14 protein-coding genes and 1 pseudogene are annotated in these 20559 nt (G+C 63.9%); 4 read left to right on the top strand and 11 right to left on the bottom strand.

The window, feature by feature from the left end:
- Positions 1–2 precede the first annotated feature (2 nt).
- From M1D68_RS00555 to tagH, 11 genes and pseudogenes are all read right to left on the bottom strand, one after another.
- Complete coding sequence (locus M1D68_RS00555) at positions 3–1730, bottom strand: formylglycine-generating enzyme family protein (protein WP_434561615.1); 1728 nt, start codon at positions 1728–1730, stop codon at positions 3–5.
- Positions 1723–2919, bottom strand: coding sequence for an ABC transporter permease (locus M1D68_RS00550; protein WP_457968949.1), 1197 nt, complete (start codon positions 2917–2919; stop codon positions 1723–1725). Before M1D68_RS00550 ends, M1D68_RS00555 begins: the two co-directional genes overlap by 8 nt.
- Positions 2919–3635, bottom strand: coding sequence for an ABC transporter ATP-binding protein (locus tag M1D68_RS00545; RefSeq protein ID WP_434564174.1), 717 nt, complete (start codon positions 3633–3635; stop codon positions 2919–2921). Before M1D68_RS00545 ends, M1D68_RS00550 begins: the two co-directional genes overlap by 1 nt.
- Complete coding sequence (locus M1D68_RS00540) at positions 3635–6697, bottom strand: serine/threonine-protein kinase (RefSeq protein ID WP_457968947.1); 3063 nt, start codon at positions 6695–6697, stop codon at positions 3635–3637. The genes M1D68_RS00545 and M1D68_RS00540 overlap by 1 nt, the downstream gene beginning before the upstream one ends.
- Positions 6694–7425, bottom strand: a complete 732-nt coding sequence (locus tag M1D68_RS00535; RefSeq protein WP_434561609.1) for a PP2C family protein-serine/threonine phosphatase — start codon at positions 7423–7425, stop codon at positions 6694–6696. Before M1D68_RS00535 ends, M1D68_RS00540 begins: the two co-directional genes overlap by 4 nt.
- On the bottom strand, positions 7426–8079 hold the full coding sequence (gene tagF, locus M1D68_RS00530) for a type VI secretion system-associated protein TagF (protein WP_457968945.1): 654 nt from the start codon (positions 8077–8079) through the stop codon (positions 7426–7428). It lies immediately after the preceding gene.
- A pseudogene (tssM, locus tag M1D68_RS00525) lies at positions 8076–11577 on the bottom strand (type VI secretion system membrane subunit TssM). The gene tagF and the pseudogene tssM overlap by 4 nt, the downstream one beginning before the upstream one ends.
- Positions 11574–12878: a DotU family type VI secretion system protein gene (locus M1D68_RS00520; RefSeq protein ID WP_420767140.1), complete on the bottom strand. Its 1305-nt coding sequence runs from the start codon at positions 12876–12878 to the stop codon at positions 11574–11576. Before M1D68_RS00520 ends, tssM begins: the two are co-directional and overlap by 4 nt.
- Positions 12879–12884: 6 nt before the next feature.
- Positions 12885–14219 (bottom strand): type VI secretion system baseplate subunit TssK, encoded by a 1335-nt coding sequence (tssK, locus tag M1D68_RS00515; protein WP_420767139.1) that lies wholly within the window; start codon positions 14217–14219, stop codon positions 12885–12887.
- A 15-nt stretch (positions 14220–14234) separates the two neighbouring features.
- On the bottom strand, positions 14235–14741 hold the full coding sequence (tssJ, locus tag M1D68_RS00510) for a type VI secretion system lipoprotein TssJ (RefSeq protein WP_457968943.1): 507 nt from the start codon (positions 14739–14741) through the stop codon (positions 14235–14237).
- A 67-nt stretch (positions 14742–14808) separates the two neighbouring features.
- The gene (gene tagH, locus M1D68_RS00505; protein WP_457968941.1) at positions 14809–16236 is read right to left on the bottom strand and encodes a type VI secretion system-associated FHA domain protein TagH; all 1428 of its coding nucleotides are present in this window, start codon (positions 16234–16236) and stop codon (positions 14809–14811) included.
- 403 nt (positions 16237–16639) lie between these two features.
- Here tagH and tssA point away from each other — a divergent pair, with 403 nt between their 5' ends.
- From tssA to M1D68_RS00485, 4 genes are all read left to right on the top strand, one after another.
- A complete protein-coding gene (gene tssA, locus M1D68_RS00500; protein WP_457968939.1) occupies positions 16640–17665 on the top strand; it encodes a type VI secretion system protein TssA in 1026 nt (341 codons plus the stop codon).
- A gap of 82 nt (positions 17666–17747) precedes the next feature.
- The gene (gene tssB / locus M1D68_RS00495) at positions 17748–18263 is read left to right on the top strand and encodes a type VI secretion system contractile sheath small subunit (RefSeq protein WP_186633609.1); all 516 of its coding nucleotides are present in this window, start codon (positions 17748–17750) and stop codon (positions 18261–18263) included.
- Positions 18264–18275: 12 nt separating this feature from the next.
- Positions 18276–19772, top strand: a complete 1497-nt coding sequence (gene tssC / locus M1D68_RS00490) for a type VI secretion system contractile sheath large subunit (RefSeq protein WP_030138240.1) — start codon at positions 18276–18278, stop codon at positions 19770–19772.
- Positions 19773–19997: 225 nt separating this feature from the next.
- A complete protein-coding gene (locus tag M1D68_RS00485) occupies positions 19998–20486 on the top strand; it encodes an Hcp family type VI secretion system effector (RefSeq protein ID WP_420767135.1) in 489 nt (162 codons plus the stop codon).
- Positions 20487–20559 lie beyond the last annotated feature (73 nt).

Here is a 20559-nt window from a genome sequence, read left to right as displayed (position 1 = left end):
ACTCAAGACCGCTGAGCGCTCGATGCGAGCAATTGCTTCAATATCGCCGCCGGGTCGGCTCGTTTCTGCTGACGATAATCCCCGACATGGCGAACGAATAACGTTGCACGCGCCACCAGGCTCTTGCCCAGTACCGGTTTGCGCTCAAGCTCTTCCTTGATGCGCTGGAATTGCGCCTGGATCACGGCATCGGTGTAGCGCGTGCCGGTCGCCAGGTTGTCGATGTAGATCGCCACCGCGCCGTCCAGCGCACTGCGACCATTTTCAATGGCCGTGGCAAACAGCGTGGCGCTGGCGTCGTCCTTGGCATCCAGGGCCGCCTGCCGACTGTTCTGCAGGTTGGTCAGGCGAATGTTGTAGTTGTTGATGGTCTCGGCCACCAGGGCCGAAGACTGGATCAGGTTGCCCGCCGCTTCCTCGCGCTGTTGGGCGATGAGCGAGACGTTGCGCTTGAGCTCTTCGTTGACCAGGCCCAACTCCGCTTGAAGGCGCGGGTCGGCGCTGGCGGCGATGATGCTGTCCAGGCGCTTGGTCGGGTCTTCAGCGTCGTCGATGGCGTCGGTCAGGGACGCGAGCCGGCCTTCTTTCTGCCACTGGGCGAACAGTTCCTTGTAGCGCGAACGCGGCGCCGACAACGCGCCGACAGCCACACGGAAACCGGTGGTTTCGTTGTTTTGCTCGGTGCCGTCCGCGGCGAACAACGGGTACTCGCGGCGCATGCCAGTGAACAACGTGCCCTCGCCTTCCAGGTAGTTGCCGCCCTTGACCACGAAGCCGCCATAGGCGCCCTGACGGCGACCGGCGTGCACCAGTTGGAATGATTCCTGGACCATTTCGGCGGCGTTGCCCACCACGTCGAACAGGCCGATGGGGTTCGGCAACTTGGTGCCGATGGGCATCAAACGCGCCGCTTGGCCCGTGCCGCCGGCGACTTGGTTGAACACTGCCCAATCGGCCAGCGGCCCGTCGCTTTCACTGCCTTCAAGGCGCCGGGGGAACAAGCGCCCTTCCAGGTCCTGACGGCTCACAGCTTGCCCACCTCGGGCGGCGAATTCCCACTCCACTTCGGTGGGCAGGCGCACGAAGCCCAGGCCGCCGTCTTCGGCGGATGCGCCGCGACCGCTCACTGGCAGCAGGTCCTTGTGGTATTTCATCAGCCAGGCGCTGTACACCGCCGCAAAGCGCTCGGCCTCGAATTTCGACAGTTTCACCTTCGGCAAGCGCCCGGCCATACCCTGGGGCAACTCGGCTTGCAAGGCTTCGCAGGCCGGCGCCGGCTCGCCGCTGGCCAGGGATTGCGCCTGGGCCATGACCTGAGCGTACTGGCGAGCGGTGACTTCGTATTTGCCGATGAAGTACAGCATCGGCTTGAGCGGCGTCTTGGCGTCGGTCTTGGGCATCAACGGCGTGATGGTCTTGTTCCAATCCTTGGGCAAATCCTTGAGGGTGAACTGGCCATTGATGAAGTCGCGCCGATAGCCGGAAATGAACGACTGCTGGTAGCCGGCCTCGCCTTCGCTGAACGGGTAGCCGAGGCTGATCTCGCGGTCGTCCAGGGTCCCTTGGGCAAGAATGTAGACGTAGCGAAACACCATTTGCCCTTCACACGGCAGCGGCAGGCTGACGTCGTCGGGCAATGGCTTGGGGTTGTCCAGCTTGTCTGTGCCTTCATCGGCACAGACCAGACCGGCCAGGCTCAGCGCCACGGCGGCGCCCAATAACTTATACATCGCGAATTCCTTCACATGCCTGGATGCGCGCCACCCGCCAGCCGCCACACGCCGCCGCGACGGCGCTGATGCCGAGCACGGCCACCAGGGCCAAGGTGTAATGACGCACCAGCAGATGGCTGGCGTACTCGCCGGGCATCTGCGCAAATAAATAATTGAGCCCCGACTGCGCCAGGCCATACAACCCGGCGCTCAGCAGGGCCGCAAACGTGGCGCTGTAGAGCGCCTGCAACACCACGAACAACAACAGCGCCGCCGTGGACACGCCCAGCAGGCGCAGCACCGACAGCTCCCGACGCTTGCGCTCCACCGCTGCCAGGGCCCCGGCAAAAATCGCTGCGAACCCGCCGGCCAACGCCAACCCGGCGATGATCCAGAACACGATCGACAGGTTGCGGCTCAACGATTGCACCTGTGCGATGGTCTGGGCCTGGGTCGACACCAACAGGTTCTGCGCGGCGAAGTACTGGCGCAGCGGCTCGACATCACCAAGGTTGCGCGCGTACAGGCGGAACGCCGGATAGACCCGCTGCCCAACCTCGCCCACTGCATCGCCCGGCCAGCCGAACGCGGGCACGGCACGGCCGTCGCGGTAATCCTCGGCGGCCTCCAGCAACGCCAGCGGGGCAAACAGGCCGTCCCGGGCGAAGGCTTCCAGTGGCAGCACATGCATCACCTGCACGCGAGTGCGCTGCGCCTCGCTGCGACCGGCCACTTGCCGGCCGAAACCGGCCTGCAACCAATCACCGGCCTTGGCGCCGAGTTTCTCGGCGGCGGTCTGGCTGAGCACCACTTGATCCAAGCCCTGCGGCACCGGCAGGCGATCGAACAAAGGGTCGCCAGCGTCCGTGGGAATCATCTCGACCGTGACGGCGGCAGCCTCGCTGCTCAGATCCGCCGTGGCCGCGATCTGTCGGGTGCGCGGCAAGGCGAAGGCGACGTCGCTGCGCTGTCCCAATTGCTCGACGAAGGCGGCACTGAAACGGCCACCGCCCAACGGGATGATTTCCCGGGTAGCCGGGTCACGTTCCAGGCGCTCGGTCAGGCTGCTGACCAGGCCGAACTTCAGGCCGAACAGCACCAGCAACGGCGCCACCACGGCCACCAACGCCAGCACCGAACACGCCGACAGCCAAGCGTCGTTGCGGTAATCCTGCCAGGCCAGGGAAGCCACCAGCGCGCCGCGCATCAGCAGGCCTCCCCGAGCGTAGCGGTGACGCCGCCGTCGGCATCGCGGCGGCAACTGATGCGTCGCAGTTGCAAGCCGCTGGCGCGGGCCAGCGCCTCGTCATGGGTGGCGACCACACAGCAGACACCCTGCTCGCGGGCCTGGGTGACCAGCAACTGCATGACGCGCTCGGCGTTCAGCGGGTCGAGGGCGGCGGTCGGTTCGTCGGCCAGCAGCAGGCGCGGGCCATGGGCCAAGGCGCGGGCGCAACTGACCCGCTGGCGCTGGCCGACGGAAAGATCCGCGGGTTTCTTGTCCAGTTGATCGGCAATGTCCAATTGTCCGGCCAGGCGCTTCACGCTGCCGTCATCCTTCAAGCCCAGCAGTTTGCGCGACAACGCGATGTTGCCGCGTACGTCCAGGAAGCCCAGCAGGCCACCGGTTTGCAGAACATAGCCCAGGTGGCGGCTGCGCAACTCAGCCAAGGTGCCTTGTTGCGACGTGCGCCACAGTTTGGCGATGTCCAGCGGCGCGTTGGCCGGCGTGAAGTCGAACTGCCCCGCCTGATCCGGCGCCAGCACCAGCGCCAGCAAGTCCAGCAAGGTGCTCTTGCCGCAGCCGCTGGGACCGACCACCGCCAGCTGTTCACCGGCGCGCAGTTGCAGCCGTGGAATCACCAGGCTGTAGCGTTGGCCACCGGCGCCCCGGCTCTTGTGCACCGCGCTCAGGTTCAGCATCACGGCAGCGTCGACAACGGAACGCGGTACAAGGCGTCGCCCGGCTCGGCATCGCCGAAGCGCACCCAATTGGCGAGGTCGTTGTGGAAGGTTTCGTAGAGGCGGATCTTTGATTCCAGCTCGTCGATGAAATCCTCCTGCTCGGCCACGCTCAACGACAGCCACAAATCCTGGGTCATGTTCAGCGATTTGCTGCGGTACGGCAGCCCTTCCAGGTACTCGCCGAGAATCCCACCCGTGGCGAGGTTGCCGCCTTTGCGCAGGGCCGATGGGTCGCGGCTCATATAGGCGCTGGCGCTGGCGATTTCCTGGAAGAAATCCTTGGGCGAGCTCTGGGTTTTGCGGGCCGCGTCGACGATGAGTTTCAGCGATTGCTGCAGGTCGTTGAGTTGCAGCTTGGTCAGCATCACGCAGACCTGGAATGCCGGCAGCGCCGGGTTGGTCAGGTCGCGGTCGGCGGTCCAGGCGCTGACCAATTGCGGCGCCTGGCTGGCGGCTTTGCGCCCCAGGAAGTCCATGTGCATCGCGTAGCCGACCGCTGCCGATTTGTCGGCCAGGCTCGGCGCGGCGCTGAGCAGCGGCACGCTTTGCGGCTTGTTGCTGCGCACCTGGTGGACGAGGTCGGCGAACACCGAGCCGATTTCGTCGACCCGATCACCGAACTTACGTACGTCGGCACCCGGCACCGCAATGTACAGGTCACCGATTTGCGGGTTGGCGTCGGCAGTCAGTGTGCGGTACTGGGACTGTGCGCCGGCGTGTGTTTTCTTGCCGGCGTCGCTGAGCAGGTGCAGGGCGTATATCTTGATTTGCTTGCCCAATGCCGCCTGGCGCACTTCGGCCTCGTTCATTTGTGTGGCGGCAAATGGGTCGTTCTTGCGCAGCGCACCGGCGTCGGTGACGAGCAGGATCAGGCGCCCGCCGTAGCCGGACCAGTCCATCCCTTCCACCGCCTCCATGACACCGGCAAACGCATCTTCATTAAACGAATGGCTCGACACGGTAGATGCCTTGACCTGCCGCGCCATCTCCAGGAAGCGTTGCGGGTCGCGGCCCTGTTCCAAGGTGATCAAGGTCTTGGCGGTGTATTCCAGGCCTGGGGTTTTCTTGATGCTGCTGCGAAAACCCACCATGCCGAAACTGACGCTATCAAGCTCGCCACGTTCGCCGATGCGAGTCTGCAATTGATGCACCACGTCACGGACCTGATCGATGTAGGGCTGCATGGACACGGTGGTGTCCACCACCAGCACCACGGCGGTACGGAACGCGTCGGCGTTGGCGGCGGTGACCGGCGTGTTGGTCGCAGCCTTTTGGGCGGTGCCAGGGTCGATGGACGCCACGTTCAGCAACTGCACCGGTTGTCCGTTATCGTCGAAGCTCTCGCGGGAATCGAAGATTGGCAGCAGATAGAACTGATTCTGCGGCACGGCGCTGGCGGCCGGCTCCAGAGCCAGCACTTGCTGATCGTCCTGGGGGTTCTGCTGAGCTTTGAGCAACGCGTTTTTGGCGGCGGCCGGGTTGGCCAGTAGCTTCTCCACTTCGCCGGGCTGACGCAGGAACATCACCGGCGCACGGCCGGAGCGCTCGGTGAACTTGAGCACCAGGCTCTGTTTCCAATCGCTGACCTGAGCGGCGGGCAACCAGCCGTCGCTGCGCCCGTCGGTGGCGGCGCCGACGCGCACCCAGGCGCTGCCGTCCACGTCCTTGCGCTGGTAGACGTACAGCACGGTGAACGCCGGCAACGCCTTGCCCGGCGCAGCGCCAGGCTCGGCGGCCAACTTGGCCCCCGGTTTGCTGAGCACGCGCTGGAACAGGGTCTTCTTGCCAGCCATCAGCAGCGGACGCTGGCCGCCATCGGCATCGGTCGCCACGGGCGGCTTGACCGCAGGTACGTCAGGGGCTTTCGGCGGGGTGACTTCCGGGGGCTTGGCCGAGGTCGTCTTGGCAATCGGCGTTTTCATCTCTTTGCCGTCATTGCCAGACAACCACCAATAACCCGCGCCACCCAGCGCCAACGCCACGGCCACCGCAACAGCCGCGAGGGCAAACACCGGACCCTTGCGTTGCTCCGAAACCGTGGATTGCGCTGTTGGCTTGAGCGGCGGTGGCACAGGCTTGGGTTGTGGCGGCGAGTAAGCCGGGCCGCTGGGAATGTCGATGGACATGGGCGTCAAGCCCGCCAGGTCATCCACCGCAGGCGGCACGAGCGGCAGTTCAAACGACAACGGCCGGATCAGCGTCGCTTCCGACGATTGCTCCGGCAAGTTATCCAGCGCCCGCAGCAGCGCCGCCGCATCCGGGAAACGCTCCGCCGGATCCTTCGCCAGCAACTTGCGCAGCACGTCCTGGTAACGGCCATGGTGCACCGGCAGTTCCGGCAAGGGCTCGGTCAGGTGCGCCAGGGCCGTGGACAGTGCATCGTTGCCGGTGTACGGCAACTTGCCGACGAGGATTTCATAGAGCACCACGCCCAAGGCGTACAGGTCGGCGCGACCGTCGATGTCTTGCCCACGGGCCTGTTCCGGGCTCATGTAGCTCGGTGTGCCAACGGCGAAACCGGCTTGGGTGAACTGGGTGCGGTCGTCCAGGGATTTGGCGATGCCGAAGTCCGACAGCACCGCCGTGCCGTCGGCGCGAAAGAGGATGTTGGCCGGCTTCACGTCGCGGTGGACCAACCCCAAGCCGTGGGCATACCCAAGGGCCGAGGCGATCTGGCGAATGTAGGTCAGGCCCTGCTCCGGCGTCAGGCCCGCGGCGATGCGTTCCTTGAGCGTGCCGTTGGGCAGGTATTCCATCGCCATGTAATACAGCTCACCGACGTTGCCGATGTCATGGATGGTGACCGTGTGCGGGTGGGACAAGCGCGCCAGGGTCTTGCCTTCGCGCAGGAAACGCTCGCAGAACGTCGGGTCGGCGGCCAGGGCTGCCGCCATGACTTTCAATGCCACCTTGCGCTCCAGCGAACGCTGGGTCGCCAGGTACACGCTGGCCATCGCGCCTTCGCCGATCTCGCCGTCGATGTCGTAACCGGGGATGACAAGGTTAAGGGTCAAGCTCATGACGGCACCTTCACGACGACCACGGTGATGTTGTCCGGCGCGCCGCGCATCAGGCCCAGGGACACCAGGCTACTGGCGATCTCGCCGGGCTCGTCGTGGCTCAATACTTCACGGATTTCCTCGTCCTCGACGGTCTTGGTCAGGCCGTCGCTGCACAGTAGGTAGCTGTCGCCGGGCACCAGCAGCAATTCGGCCAGCGCCAGGTTCAGTTGCGCCTCGACGCCGATGGCGCGGGTGACGATGTTGGCGCGTGGATGCACGCGGGCTTCGGCTTCGCTGAGCAGGCCGCTGTCTTGCAAGTCCTGGACGTAGCTGTGGTCCCGGGAAATGCTTTCGAGCACGCCATCGCGCAGGCGATACAACCGGCTGTCACCGGCCCACAGGCACATGCCGCGCAGGTCGCGGGCGGCCAGTACCACCACGGTGCTGCCCATCATGGTCACGCCACGGTTGGCGGTTTCTTCGCGCACGGCGGCGTTCACCCGCAACAGGTCGCTTTGCAGTGCCGCGATGTATTCATCCAGGGAACGGCCCACGGCAATGCTGCGCAGGCTGTCGATGATCAGGCTGCTGACGTAGTCGCCCGCCGCGTGCCCGCCCATGCCATCGGCGACCACCCACAGGCCGTTTTCAGGCATGTCCAGGCAGGCATCTTCGTTGACCTGGCGGACCATGCCGACGTGGCTCTTGCTTGCAGACTTGATTGCTTTTCCGGCACTTGGACGCATCTACACAACACCTTCTTGGCCGAGCAAAAATTGCGCAAAATCAGCCGCCGCCGGTAATCCCTGGCAGCGCATCAAACCGGGCGCGATGCGCTCCGAACCCAGGCCCCACCACAGGCTTGCGCCTTCACAGGCCGACTCGGCCAGGGCGCTCATCCTTCGCTGCGGATCGGTGGCATCGAAACGATGCAGGCTGGCGAAGCGACTGCTCAAGGTGCGCGGCCGGCACATTGGGCTGCCAAGGGTTTCAAGCTCTTCGCTGAACGCTTCGAAACTGGCTTCCACGCTCAATGTGCTCAGCAACAGGTTCTCCACTCGCTCGAACCAGTCGTCCGCGCCACCGACCACCGAGGCTGGGTCCGCCTCCGCGTCCATCAATACCGCGACGGTCAGCGGGAAATAGCGCCCGACCCGGTCGATGCTGGGCATCACCACCCCGACGGCAGCGTCCGGGCCGCACACGCCGGGCGCGACCATGAAGCGCCATAGCGGGCTGACGAGATAGGCGTCCAACCAACGCTCGCCGAGGCTGCTCTGGCTGGCGAGCAAACCCGCCGCCAGCCAGGAGTCCCACGGTTTGATAAAACTCTGGGGCAAGCCTCGGCTGACGAAATCCCCGCGGCTGGCCAACTTTCCATAGAAGCCCGGCGTACTCATAGACGCTCCGGCAGGCTGAAGCCGCTGAGCACGCGGCTCTTGAACGGGTTGAAAGCACTGTTGGCCCGCAGCTCATAAGAGGCGCTTGCGCCATCGACCCGCAGGCGCAGGTTGAAGCGATCCGGCGAATTGCCGGCGGTCAGGTCCGATTGTTCCAGCAGGCGGAACCAGGCCCATGGCCCATCCAGGGTGATACCGGAACGACCGCTGGAGGAAGGTGGCATGATCGAAATCCGCACCACGCCGATGCTGCCGGGGTTCGGCCACTGCAGCGCGGTCGGGCGGCTCGGGCCGTGGTCGTAGCTCAGCTGCTGACCGTCGAGGTCGAGCAGGAACTGGGTGATAGTCGAATCCATCGCCACCGGCTTGAGCTCGAAGCGCACCATCGGCTGGGTGCCGCCGGAGCGGAAAAAACGCATCGCGGATGGTCGCCGCGCGCTGGAAGGTCTGCAACACGCCAGGAGAAATCCCGAGCTTCTGCGCCGCGCCCGGCTGCCAGCGCCAGGTTTGCGTCGAGGTATCCACGTACGGTTGCAGGTACTTGCGGAAGTAGTTGTCCATCACCCCGCCGACGCCGAAGAACTGGCCGAAGTCATCCAGGGTCGCGTCCCGCGCACTGCCTGGCGACATCGGGTAACGCCCGGCCAGGGACTGGCGGTAGATGTTCACCACTTCGCTGGTCCAGGCCGCGTTCAGTTGATTGCGCACCCCGCCCATCATGGTGTTGGTGGTGGAATTGACCACTGACTTGACCAAGCCCTGCACAAGTGGCGGCTGGCGTTCGGCGTTGAGGCTCACCCGGGTAGCGGCGGCCGACGCCTGGTTCTTGGCCTCGCCGAGCAAGGCATCGCCGCTGGCACCGACCATGGCGCTGACTTGCACGTACAGCGCGTTCATGTCGGACAACAGGCCGTCGATGGCCGCCGGTTCGCCTTCGTTCTTGTTGACGATGCTGTTGAGCTCGGCGAAATGCGCGGTGATCGGATCATCGCTCGCCGTCGGCGCGTTTGACGTCGCCTGTTCCTGGCCGAGCAGGCTGCCGAGGCGCTCCTTGAGCTTGTCCACGCTGCCCTCCACCGGCGCGCCTTGGGCGGCCAGCAGGCGCTCATCCTGTTGCAGGTCGGTTTCCTTTGCCACTGCCACTAGCAGTTTTTTCAGCGGCGAGGTCGGGCCGGAAATCACCCGCAGCACATCGGCGGCCTGGGCCACGCTGGTGATCGGCACGAAGTCGATGTCGGCCAGCAGGGCGTCCCATTGGCGCATGTAGTCCTGGAAATACAGGCGACGCACATCGGCGGCCAGGCTGGCGACGTTCTGTTGGTCGGCCTCTTCATGGCCCAGCACCCATTGCTCTTCAGCCAAGGTGCCAGTCTGGCTCAGGCTGCTGAGCAAAAAGCCCTGGCGATACCCTTTGACCGTGAAGAACCCACTCAACGGTTCGCCCAACGGCTTGCCGCTCTTGCGGCTGAACACCAGCGCAGCGTCACGCCCGGCGGCTTCGTTGATGCGGAAGTCCGGAATGCCTTCTGGCAGCTTCTGGCGCTTGATGCGGTCGTAGACGCGCTGGGCCACCGGCAACTGTTGCAACTGGCGGCGCAGGTCTTCGATCAGCCGTGGGTCCAGGCGCGCGGTCGGCGGACGCCGTTCGAACAGTGCCTGCAAATGTCCGGTCAGGGCTTGGCGCTGCTCGGCTGGCAAGTCCCGTGGCAAGCTGCGATCCCAATCCAAAGCGATCCAGGCCTTGATGAAGTCGGCGTCGTAATGCTCGTTATCGGCGAGCATCAGATAGGCCTTCAAGCCTTCGTAGAGGAAGTCCGAATTGCCGCCGCTGTGCAGTTGCTCTTCGATGCGCGTCAGCAGGCGTGGCGCGAACACCGCGATCAACAGCTTGCGGTAGACGCTACCAGACTCGGCTTCCAGCATGTCGCCCTGATAGAGGCCCAAACCTTCAGCCCAATCGGGGGCGTCGTCGGCCAGGTGTTTCACGGCGTTGAGCAGCGGCAACACCGCAAGCACGTCGCGCTGGGCCGGGCTGAGGTTCTGCACGGTCTGGCCCAGCGGCGCGACCTTCTGGTCGACCTGGGCGATGTAGGCCTGGTTGGCGCGATAGCTGACCCACCACAACGTACTGACCACCAACACCAGCACGACGGTTGACGCGAGCACGCCACGAGCGATCCACTTGCGCCGGCGCTCGACTTTCGGGTCCACCCCCACCAGCCCGCGCTCGGCAAACGCCACGGCGCTGAACAGTTTTTCGATGAAGTAGCTGCGTCCGGTGCCGGTCTGGCGCGCCAGGTGCTGGCGGTCCAGGTTCATGCTCTGGGCCATGGAGCCGATCAGACGATCGATCGGGCTGCCTTCCTGGGTGCCGCTGGTGAAGTACACACCGCGCAGCAATACCCGCTCTTCAAAGGCGTTGGGTTTGAAAACGCCGTCGAGGAAGCTTTGCAGGCAATCCTTCAACGCACCGAACTGCTGCGCGAAGCCGTAGATCAGGTCGCGCCGCGCCGGGTCGCGCTCTTGTTGCAAGCGCTCGACCAAGCGGTCGTTCAGGCGCTGTTCCAACAGGGCGAATTCGCTTTGCAGGTGCGCCAACGGACTGTCGTTGCTCTTGCCATCGTCCAGGGCGAAGGTCATGCCCCAGACCTGGGCGCGTTCTTCCTTGCTGAGGCTATCGAAGTACTCCATGAAGCCTGGCACCAGGTCGAGCTTGGTGAGCATGAGGTAGACCGGGAAACGCACGCCCAGTTGGGTGTACAACTCCTGGATCCGCAAGCGAATCGCCGCGGCGTGGGCCGCGCGTTCGGCGTCGCTGCCCAGCAGCAGGTCCGAGAGGCTGATGGCGATGAACGCGCCGTCGATGGGGCGACGTGCCCGTTGTTTTTTCAGCAGGCCGAGGAAGCCCAGCCATGCTGCCTTGTCGACGGCCGCGTCACTGTCCTGGGTGGTGTAGCGGCCAGCGGTGTCGAGCAGCACGGCCTGGTCGGTGAACCACCAGTCGCAATTGCGCGTACCGCCGACGCCGCGCACCGCACCGGCGCCGAGCTGCGCGGCCAACGGGAAATGCAGGCCGGAGTTGACCAGCGCGGTGGTCTTGCCGGAACCGGGCGGGCCGATGATCACGTACCACGGCAGCTCGTAGAGGTTGCGCCGCTCGTCACCGCCGAGTTTGGCTTTCTTGAGCAACGCCAAGGCTTCGTCCATGCGCTGGCGCAGGGTTTCGAGTTCCTCGGCGGTGGCGATGCTGGTGGGGTCCGGCGGCGTCTGCGCGGCCAGGCTGCGCATCACTTCGGCGGCTTGGCGCCGAGCCTGGATAATGCGCAACACCCGGTAGGCGATCCACACTGCGAACACCAGAATGATCAACGCCCAGCGGCGGCCTTCAGGCACCAGCCAATCGAGCAGCGGGCCAACGAACCAGATGATCAGGCTGAGGGCGATCAGGCCCAGCAATGGAATGACCCAGCGGATCATGAAACTGAAAAACGCCTTCACTCGACCCCCTCCGCCAACACTGTGATTTCAACCCGTCGATTGCGCGCGCGCCCCTCGGTCGTGGCGTTGGACGCCAGCGGCTCGGTGTCGCTGCGGCCCTCGGCGCTGAAGCGCTCGGGTTGGCCGGTCTTGGCCGAAAGAATGTCCAGCACCGACCGGGCACGCGCCTCGGACAAGGCCCAGTTGGACGGGAATCTCAGGGTGGCGATCGGGCGATTGTCGCTGTGGCCAGTCACCAGCACCTGGCCCTTGACCTTGCGCACCGCGTCAGCGATGCGCAGCATCAGCGGTTGGAAATCGTCTTTGATGCTGGCGCTGCCGGAGGCGAACAGTTCATCGCCACGGATGGTCACCACCGAGCGATCGACGGCGTCTTCCACGGCCACCTTGCCGGAGCGGATTTCATCGGCGAGGAAACCAGCCAGGCGTGGGCGCTCGATCACTTTGGGCTGGACCACGGGACGGTCGATGGTCTGCACCGGGATTTCACCGAGGAAGTGGATGTTCTTGAACACCGGCTCGGCGTCGGAGGCCAGCTTCATGCGCAGGCCGAACAGCAGCGCCAGCAGCAGCGCCGCGCCGATGGCCAGGGCGATCCACGGCGGCATGAATTGCGCCAGGCGATCACGGGCCACGGTGACACCGCGCCAGTGCGGCGACAGCTCGCGCTCGTAGTCGCCACGAGCGCTGCGAATGACGCCCGCGGTACGCTCGCGCAACGCCTCCAATTGACTGCGGCCGTCGTTCATTACCCGATAACGGCCTTCGAACCCGAGGCACATGCACAGGTACAAAAGCTCCAGCAGATACAAGCGCTCGCGCGGGCTTTGCAGGCAGTGCTCCAGCAACTGGAACACCTTCTCGCCGCCCCAGGCTTCGTTATGCACGGTGATCAAAAGGCTTTGCTTGCCCCAATCGCTGGTGCCACCCCATGGGGTGCTCAACACCGCTTCATCCAGGGCGGTACACAAGGCGTAGCGGGCCAGCAACACGTCGTTGCGCACCACGCCGGCGGCCTCGGCGCGCTCTTCGAACTGGCGCAGGTAGGCCAACAGTTGCGCGCGCAAGCTGGCCGGCGCCGGGTGGGCGATGGTGTTGCGCAAGCGCGTCAGCAGGGCCAGCAACGGGCCGGCGGCGCTTTCCAACGGGTTGAGGCCCTGGGCCTTGCCGGTCAGGACCGGCGCGGCCGGCATCGACAACGGCGCGGGCGTCGGCTGTTGGCGTGCCGGGTCCGGACGGAACGGATCCGCGCCGCGGCCACCGGGCGTCGGCATGAACTGGGTACGATCGTCGTTGCTCATCGCGGTTTATCCTCGGATCGCCCAGAACGCCAGGTTCAGCCCCGGGAACTGGCCGGCGATGTGGAACGCAAAGCCGCCGGAGTTGCTCAACTGCTGCCAGTGATCGCTGCCCCGGTCGAGCTCGTAATAGGTGGAACCGGCGTGGTACGGCAGTTGGCGTGGCGCTACCGGCAACGGCAGCAGGCCGATGCCCGGCAATTGCAGGTTGACCAGGTCGCGGATGTGCTCCACCGAGCCTACCTTGCTCTGCTGGCCGAAGCGGCCGCGCAGGGTTTCGGCGGGCACGTCGGCGCGTACCACCAGGATGAAACTGGCGCTGTCGAGCAGGGTCTTGTCGGCCAGCATCGCCACGTGAATGCCGTAGGCTTTTTCAACAATCGGGATCGGCGTGGCCTTGCTGTCGATCAACATCGACAGGGCCTCACGCAAGGCCTGCATCACCGGCGCGTAGCTGAGCGCCAGGTCATCGTGCTGGTACTGCGGATAGGGCTGCGGCCGCCGTGCTGACGCGGTAAAGGTCGAGAATTCTCCCGCCAGGCTGACCAGTTCGCTGTAGAAGCGCTCGGGGTGCAGCGGCGTCAACTGGCTCAGGTGCTGGATCAGCGGCTGGGCGCGGTTGACCAGTTGCAGCAGCATGAAATCAGCGATCTCCGAGGCGCCACCGGCCCCCGAGGCCACCACCCGCCCGGCCAAGGCTTCACCGCGTTGATGCAGCAGGCCCAGCAGTTCGCTGCGAAACGCCGCCAGTGGCTTGGAAGCCGCCACATCCAGCAGCGGTGGAATGTAGCTGTCGTCGAGGACCAGGGCCCGGTCGGCGCGTTTTTCCTTGATGCGCACCACGCCAATCGCGGCGTAGTCGCCGATGCCATCCTGTTCGGTCAACAAGCGCAACGCCCGGGAACCCACGGCCACCGGCGCGCGGTTTTCGAACGGCGCGTTGTCGTCGCGCACTTCACACACCTGGCTGACATAACGCGCAGCACCGAGGTCTTCACCTTCGTCCACGGTGTCGCGGGCACCGGCGCGCTTGAGCGGCAACGCCAGGTACACCACGCCATCGCGCAGGTTGTCGTCGATGTTCAGTGGGGTCGGCGCCAAATCATCCTGGGGAATGTTGAACGGCGTGCCGTCCGGCAGCAGGCCCCGCGCCGAGAGGATGGCCAGCTTGCCCTGGGCCAGCAGGCCCTGGTCGATCAGCAATTCGGAAAAACCCCAGGCACCGGCCGACAAGGGGCGGCTGCGGGCGTCGATGAGGTTTTCCAGGTAACGGTCATGCTGCTGGAAGTGCTGCGTTCCAATGAACATGCCTTCCGACCAGACCACGCGATTGTTCCAGGACATGGGGGCTCCGATTCCTTATTGGGCAGGGCTGGATGGGGGAACGACGATGGCGCTGCGCACGGCGCGCACGTCGAGGCTGATCTGGTATTCGGTGTATTCGCGCGCCGGTACATTCATCACCGTGCGCCATAGCGACTGGTCCAACTCGCGATAGCCCACCAGTATTCCGATGTGCCGAGTGGCCGGGTCGAGCTCACGTTTCAGGCTCAATTGCTGGTCCGGCTGGATCAGCACTTCGTCCTGGTCGATCAGGTCCGCACCGAGCGTCGCCTGGGCCCGCTCGGCCAAGGCGAAATAATCGGCGCGGCCAAAAGTGGCCGCATTCTTCAGTTCAAAAATACGCACCCGCACCGGCGCTGGCTGGCCGGAGGCACCGGGGTTGAGCCCGGCGATGGAATGGAAGTGCAGCTCGACGGCGGCGGTGTCGGCCTCAGCTTCTTCGGGCTGGGGTTGGGCCGCATCCTTGGCGCACGCCGTCAGCAGAAGCGCTACGGCGACTGCGAGTAAAAACCTGGGGATCATCCTGCGTCCTCAATGACGTTTGAGCTATCCGTTGTTGTCTTGATCAGTATCGTTAAGGCGGCGCCGCTCAACGGCGTCGCTGTCGTGTGCTGTGCTCTTCGTAAGCGCGGCTGAACTCACGACCGAACAGGTCCTGGAAATCCTCTTGGGCTTCCCGGGAAATGTTGCTGTAGAGCTCGGTGAATTGCTGCCAGTACTGGGCCTGTCGCGAGCCGCTGAAAATGCCTGAAAGTCCACCAGGCTTGGCCATGCGTTCTTCCAGTTGCGCCGGCTCGAAGCGCGCCAGCAAATGCTTGATCGCCGCTTCCACGCCGGCCATGACCGCCAACTGGTGGGCGCGCAGATCATCGAAACTGTCACGCACCGCCACGTCCGGGGCCATGAATGCCTGGTTGCCATGGCGCAACAGCAACAGCAGGGCTTCATCGACATTGGGGGCGAACTTCAGCGGGTTGTTTTCCACCGGCTGGATCATCGTCTGCTGGATGCGGAACTCACCCTTGAGGCTGCTGCGGGCGCGCAGTACATCGATCAGCCCTTCGACCATCAAGCGATAACTGCGCCCGATGCTCTCCATCTGCGCCTCGGCGTTGGCCTTGTCCAGGCGCAACTGATCCAGCCCGGCGCCGCGCAGGAAAGCCTGGAGCAGGTCGGGTTGAGAGGTTTGCACCGGGGAGGTCGTCGGTTCGACGCGGCTGACGGGCGCTTCTGGTCGCGGCGCGGATTCAATCGGCGCAACGACCTCAACCACAGGGATTGCCGGTACGGGAACCGGCTCGGGCAGCGGCGCAACGGGAATCGGTGCCACGGGCGCTGGCTTGTCGCTGAACAGATCCCAGTCTGCCGGAATGACCGGGGCCGGCGTTCCCGCCGCTGGCTCGAACACCGGCTCAGCCACAGGCGGGGGGTTCGGGCGGGGGATCGGCGTAGGCGCACGGAAATCGTGCTGCTCGGCCGGCACATGATCCGGCTGGGTGGCCGGCGGGACGCTGGGCGGGGTGAGGAAGTCGAACAGGTCCGGCAGTGTGTCCATGGACGATACGCCCTGGAAGTGGGCCGGCATGGCGACGGGCATCGGCGAAGGCGTATTCACGGATGCGCTCTGACGGCCCATCAAGGCTTCGAAACTGCTGGGGGCTTCGGCGAACGGATTGCTGTCGGTCATCGGCAGGTCGAAGTCGACCCGCGCCTGGATCTCATAATCGCCAATGCGGATGATCTCGCCGTCCTGCAACGGCTCGCTATTGCCTTTGCGCAGGCGAATACCGGCCTTGACCAACTCCACACCGTTAGTGCTGTTGTCGGTCAAGTAATAACGCCCGTCCTTGTATTGGATAACGCAATGCTTGCCCGAGACCAGGCGTTCCGGATCCGGCAAAACCCAATCATTATCGGAACTACGGCCAATTGCCATCACACCCTGACCCAAGGTCTTTTCAGAACATTGTCCGGGGGTAATCTTGTGATAACTAGTGATAGTCAAACACAGCGGCATCTCGCCTCCTTGCTGAATACTTCTTGTCGCTGGCGATACATAAGAACGGGCCCCGTCGATGCGACATGGGATCCTTGCCTGCGACCGGAACGGCTTTTTGCCAGCATGATCGCTGATCTTAACCGGCTTGCGTGACAAAAAAACCTGTTCCAGTGCCTGCTTCGACCTACGAGTCGCGCGGGTTGTTAAGCACCTCACAACTGTCACATCGGCGAAATAGCTTACCTTGACAACGGATAAGTACTACACCAAAAATGCACAACTTCTTGAATATACATGATGGCACTTTAAGATCACCTCGCTTTTATAGCGCCATTATCCTCAAGGAACATGTGAAGTTTCATCCGAAACTTGCGTGTGCACTGCCCGACTTCTTCAGCGGGTGATAGGGAGATCGATCCAAGTGGATGTGCCTTTGCTGCTCGCCGCCGTTTCCGCGAATTCGCCTTGCGGTGAAGACCTGGAATATGACGCGGATTTCTTGCGCCTGGAACGTGATTCCCGAGGCCAGCCCGAACGCAGCATGGGCGATTCGATCCTGCCCGCCGAACCCCCTGAATGGCGCAGCATCCAGCAGCAGAGCCTGGACCTGTTGCAGCGCAGCAAAGACCTGCGCATCACTCATTTCCTGTTGCAGAGCTCCCTGGCCCTGGAAGGCATTCCCGGCCTCGCCCGCGCATTGACGCTGATCAGCGAGTTGCTCAAGCAATACTGGGCCGACCTGCACCCGCGCCTGGACGCCGATGACGACAACGACCCCACCGTGCGCATCAATGCCCTCGCCGGCCTGACGTCGGACGTCACCATTCGCCTGTTGCGCGAGAGCATCCTGGCCCGCTCGCGAACGTTCGGCGCCGTCAGCCTGCGCGCCGCCGCCAATGCCAGCGGCTTGCAAAGTTTCCCCGATGAAAGTCTCGGCGCCGAACAGCTCGCCGGCGCCCTGCTCGACAGCGACCCCGAGCAGCTGGAAGTCATCCGTGCCGCCCTGCTGGAAGCCCGCAGCGCCGCCGAATCCATCGAACAGCAGGTCAGCGACCAGGTCGGTTCCGCCCAAGGCGTGGACCTCGGCCCTTTGAAGCAGCCGCTGAAAATGGCGTTGCAGATTCTCGGTCAGTTCGCCCCGCAGAGCGGCGACAGCGACCTTGCCGATCCTGTCGAAACCGACGACACCGCACCCGTCGAATACACCAGCTCACCAGGCGCGCCCCGCAGTACCGTCCCGGGGGAAATCAACAACCGTGACGACGTGCTGCGCAGCCTGGACCGGATCCTGGCGTACTACACCCGCCATGAGCCCTCCAGCCCGCTGCCGGTGCTGTTGAATCGGGCGAAGAATCTGGTGCACGCCGACTTCGCGGCGATCGTGCGCAATCTGATTCCCGACGGCATGAGTCAATTTGAAAACCTGCGCGGCCCGGAAAGCGAATAAAAAGCGAGCGGATCACGCAGTCACGTCATAGGTACCTCCCGATGACGCCAACACCGTCGCTCAAGCGACCAGGAGCAGCAACGTGGCGAAGCAAAGTTCTCAGAAATTCATCGCGCGCAACCGCGCGCCTCGAGTGCAGATCGAGTACGACGTCGAGCTCTACGGCGCCGAGAAAAAGGTCCAGTTGCCCTTCGTCATGGGGGTAATGGCCGACCTCGCCGGCAAGCCCGCCGAGCCTCTGGCACCGGTGGCCGATCGCAAGTTCCTCGAGATCGACGTCGACAATTTCGACTCGCGCCTCAAGGCCATGCAGCCGCGCGTGGCGTTCCATGTGCCTAACGAATTGACCGGCGAAGGCAACCTCAGCCTGGACCTGACCTTCGAAAGCATGGACGACTTCAGCCCGGCAGCCGTGGCGCGCAAGATCGACTCGCTGAACAAGCTGCTCGAAGCGCGTACCCAATTGGCCAACCTGCTGACCTACATGGACGGCAAGACCGGCGCCGAGGAAATCATCATGAAGGCGATCAAGGACCCAGCGCTGTTGCAGGCCCTGGCGAGCGCGCCGAAGCCCGCCGACGCAGAGCCCAAGGCTTAAGGACTAACAATCATGAACGATTTGGTACGCGACAATCAGCCCCAGAACCTGGGCGCCACCGAAGAAACCAGCGAGTTCGCCTCGCTGCTGCTGCAAGAATTCAAACCCAAGACCGAACGTGCCCGCGAAGCCGTCGAGACCGCCGTGCGCACCCTGGCCGAACAGGCCCTGGCGCAGACCGACCTGGTGTCCAACGACGCCATCAAGTCGATCGAGTCGATCATCGCCGCCATCGACGCCAAGCTCACCGCCCAGGTCAACCAGGTCATCCACCACCCGGATTTCCAGCAATTGGAAAGCGCCTGGCGTGGCCTGCACTACCTGGTCAACAACACCGAGACCGATGAGCAGCTCAAGATCCGCGTGCTCAACATCTCCAAGCCTGACCTGCACAAGACCCTGAAGAAATTCAAGGGCACCGCGTGGGACCAGAGCCCGATCTTCAAGAAGATGTACGAAGAAGAATATGGCCAGTTCGGCGGCGAGCCTTACGGCTGCCTGGTGGGCGACTACTACTTCGACCAGTCGCCACCGGACGTGGAACTGCTGGGCGAACTGTCGAAAGTCTGCGCCGCGATGCACGCGCCGTTCATTGCCGCTGCCTCGCCAACCGTGATGGGCATGGGCTCCTGGCAGGAACTGTCGAACCCGCGCGACCTGACCAAGATCTTTACCACGCCGGAATACGCCGGCTGGCGTTCGCTGCGTGAGTCGGAAGACTCGCGCTACATCGGCCTGACCATGCCGCGCTTCCTGGCGCGCTTGCCGTACGGCGCCAAGACCGACCCGGTGGAAGCCTTCGCCTTCGAAGAAAACACCGACGGCGCCGACAGCTCCAAGTACACCTGGGCCAACGCTGCCTACGCGATGGCGGTGAACATCAACCGTTCCTTCAAACACTTCGGCTGGTGCTCGCGCATCCGTGGCGTGGAGTCGGGCGGTGAAGTGGAAAACCTGCCGGCCCACACGTTCCCGACCGACGACGGTGGCGTGGACATGAAGTGCCCGACTGAAATCGCTATCTCGGACCGCCGTGAAGCGGAACTGGCGAAGAACGGTTTCATGCCGCTGCTGCACAAGAAAAACACCGACTTCGCCGCGTTCATCGGCGCCCAGTCCCTGCAGAAACCGGCCGAATACGACGACCCGGACGCCACCGCCAACGCCAACCTGGCCGCGCGCCTGCCGTACCTGTTCGCCACCTGCCGTTTCGCCCACTACCTCAAGTGCATCGTGCGCGACAAGATCGGCTCCTTCAAAGAGAAGGACGAAATGCAGCGCTGGTTGCAGGACTGGATCCTGAACTACGTCGACGGTGATCCGGCGCACTCCACCGAGACCACCAAGGCCCAGCACCCGCTTGCTGCCGCCGAAGTGATCGTCGAAGAAGTCGAAGGCAACCCGGGGTACTACAACTCCAAGTTCTACCTGCGTCCGCACTACCAGCTCGAAGGGCTGACCGTGTCGCTGCGCCTGGTATCGAAACTGCCTTCGGCCAAGGGCGCTTAAAAACCCACTGAACGTACGCAATAGAACATGTGGGAGCGAGCCTGCTCGCGATGGCAGTGGATCAGTCGCCACCTGCGTTGCCTGATCCGCCGCCATCGCGAGCAGGCTCGCTCCCACAAGGGATCTTCAGCAGTTTGGAGATCACCTTAGTTCCGCTCGGCAAAACAGATTTCGCAAGGTCAGCGTCAACCAAACAACGTGGTAGAGACCACACAGGGAGAAAACATGGCTGTTGATATTTTCATCAAGATCGGCGACATCAAGGGCGAGTCCATGGACAAGGTCCACAAGGACGAGATCGACGTCCTGAACTGGAGCTGGGGCATGTCCCAGACCGGTAACATGCACGTGGGCAGTGGCGGTGGCGCGGGCAAGGTGAGCATCCAGGACCTGTCTCTGACCAAGTACGTCGACAAGGCTTCACCGAACCTGATGATGCACTGCGCCAGCGGCAAGCACGTCGACAAGGTCAAGCTGACCGTGCGCAAGGCCGGCGGCGAAAACCAGGTCGAGTACATGATCATCAACCTGGAAGAAGTGCTGATCACTTCCCTGAGCACCGGCGGCTCGGGCGGCGATGATCGCTTGACCGAAAACGTCACCCTGAACTTCGCCAAGGTGCTGGTGGACTACCAGCCGCAGAAAGCCGACGGCACCAAGGAAGGCGGCCCGGTCAAGTTCGGCTGGAACATCCGTCAGAACGTCAAGGTGTAATCGAACACGCCCCTGGCGCCACGCGCCGGGGGTGTTTGGTGCTTGCTCGCATCCCATCCTTTCCTGCCCGGTG

The organism is Pseudomonas sp. R4-84, from assembly GCF_054130985.1.
This window is presented reverse-complemented; position numbering and strand designations above follow the sequence as displayed.

What these genes read in the sequence shown, in the direction of transcription:
- M1D68_RS00555 (WP_434561615.1), bottom strand. Translation starts at nt 1,730, where the DNA reads ATGTATAAGTTATTGGGCGCCGCCGTGGCGCTGAGCCTGGCCGGTCTG.
- M1D68_RS00550 (WP_457968949.1), bottom strand. Translation starts at nt 2,919, where the DNA reads ATGCGCGGCGCGCTGGTGGCTTCCCTGGCCTGGCAGGATTACCGCAAC.
- M1D68_RS00545 (WP_434564174.1), bottom strand. Translation starts at nt 3,635, where the DNA reads ATGCTGAACCTGAGCGCGGTGCACAAGAGCCGGGGCGCCGGTGGCCAA.
- M1D68_RS00540 (WP_457968947.1), bottom strand. Translation starts at nt 6,697, where the DNA reads ATGAGCTTGACCCTTAACCTTGTCATCCCCGGTTACGACATCGACGGC.
- M1D68_RS00535 (WP_434561609.1), bottom strand. Translation starts at nt 7,425, where the DNA reads ATGCGTCCAAGTGCCGGAAAAGCAATCAAGTCTGCAAGCAAGAGCCAC.
- tagF (WP_457968945.1), bottom strand. Translation starts at nt 8,079, where the DNA reads ATGAGTACGCCGGGCTTCTATGGAAAGTTGGCCAGCCGCGGGGATTTC.
- M1D68_RS00520 (WP_420767140.1), bottom strand. Translation starts at nt 12,878, where the DNA reads ATGAGCAACGACGATCGTACCCAGTTCATGCCGACGCCCGGTGGCCGC.
- tssK (WP_420767139.1), bottom strand. Translation starts at nt 14,219, where the DNA reads ATGTCCTGGAACAATCGCGTGGTCTGGTCGGAAGGCATGTTCATTGGA.
- tssJ (WP_457968943.1), bottom strand. Translation starts at nt 14,741, where the DNA reads ATGATCCCCAGGTTTTTACTCGCAGTCGCCGTAGCGCTTCTGCTGACG.
- tagH (WP_457968941.1), bottom strand. Translation starts at nt 16,236, where the DNA reads ATGCCGCTGTGTTTGACTATCACTAGTTATCACAAGATTACCCCCGGA.
- tssC (WP_030138240.1), top strand. Translation starts at nt 18,276, where the DNA reads ATGAACGATTTGGTACGCGACAATCAGCCCCAGAACCTGGGCGCCACC.
- M1D68_RS00485 (WP_420767135.1), top strand. Translation starts at nt 19,998, where the DNA reads ATGGCTGTTGATATTTTCATCAAGATCGGCGACATCAAGGGCGAGTCC.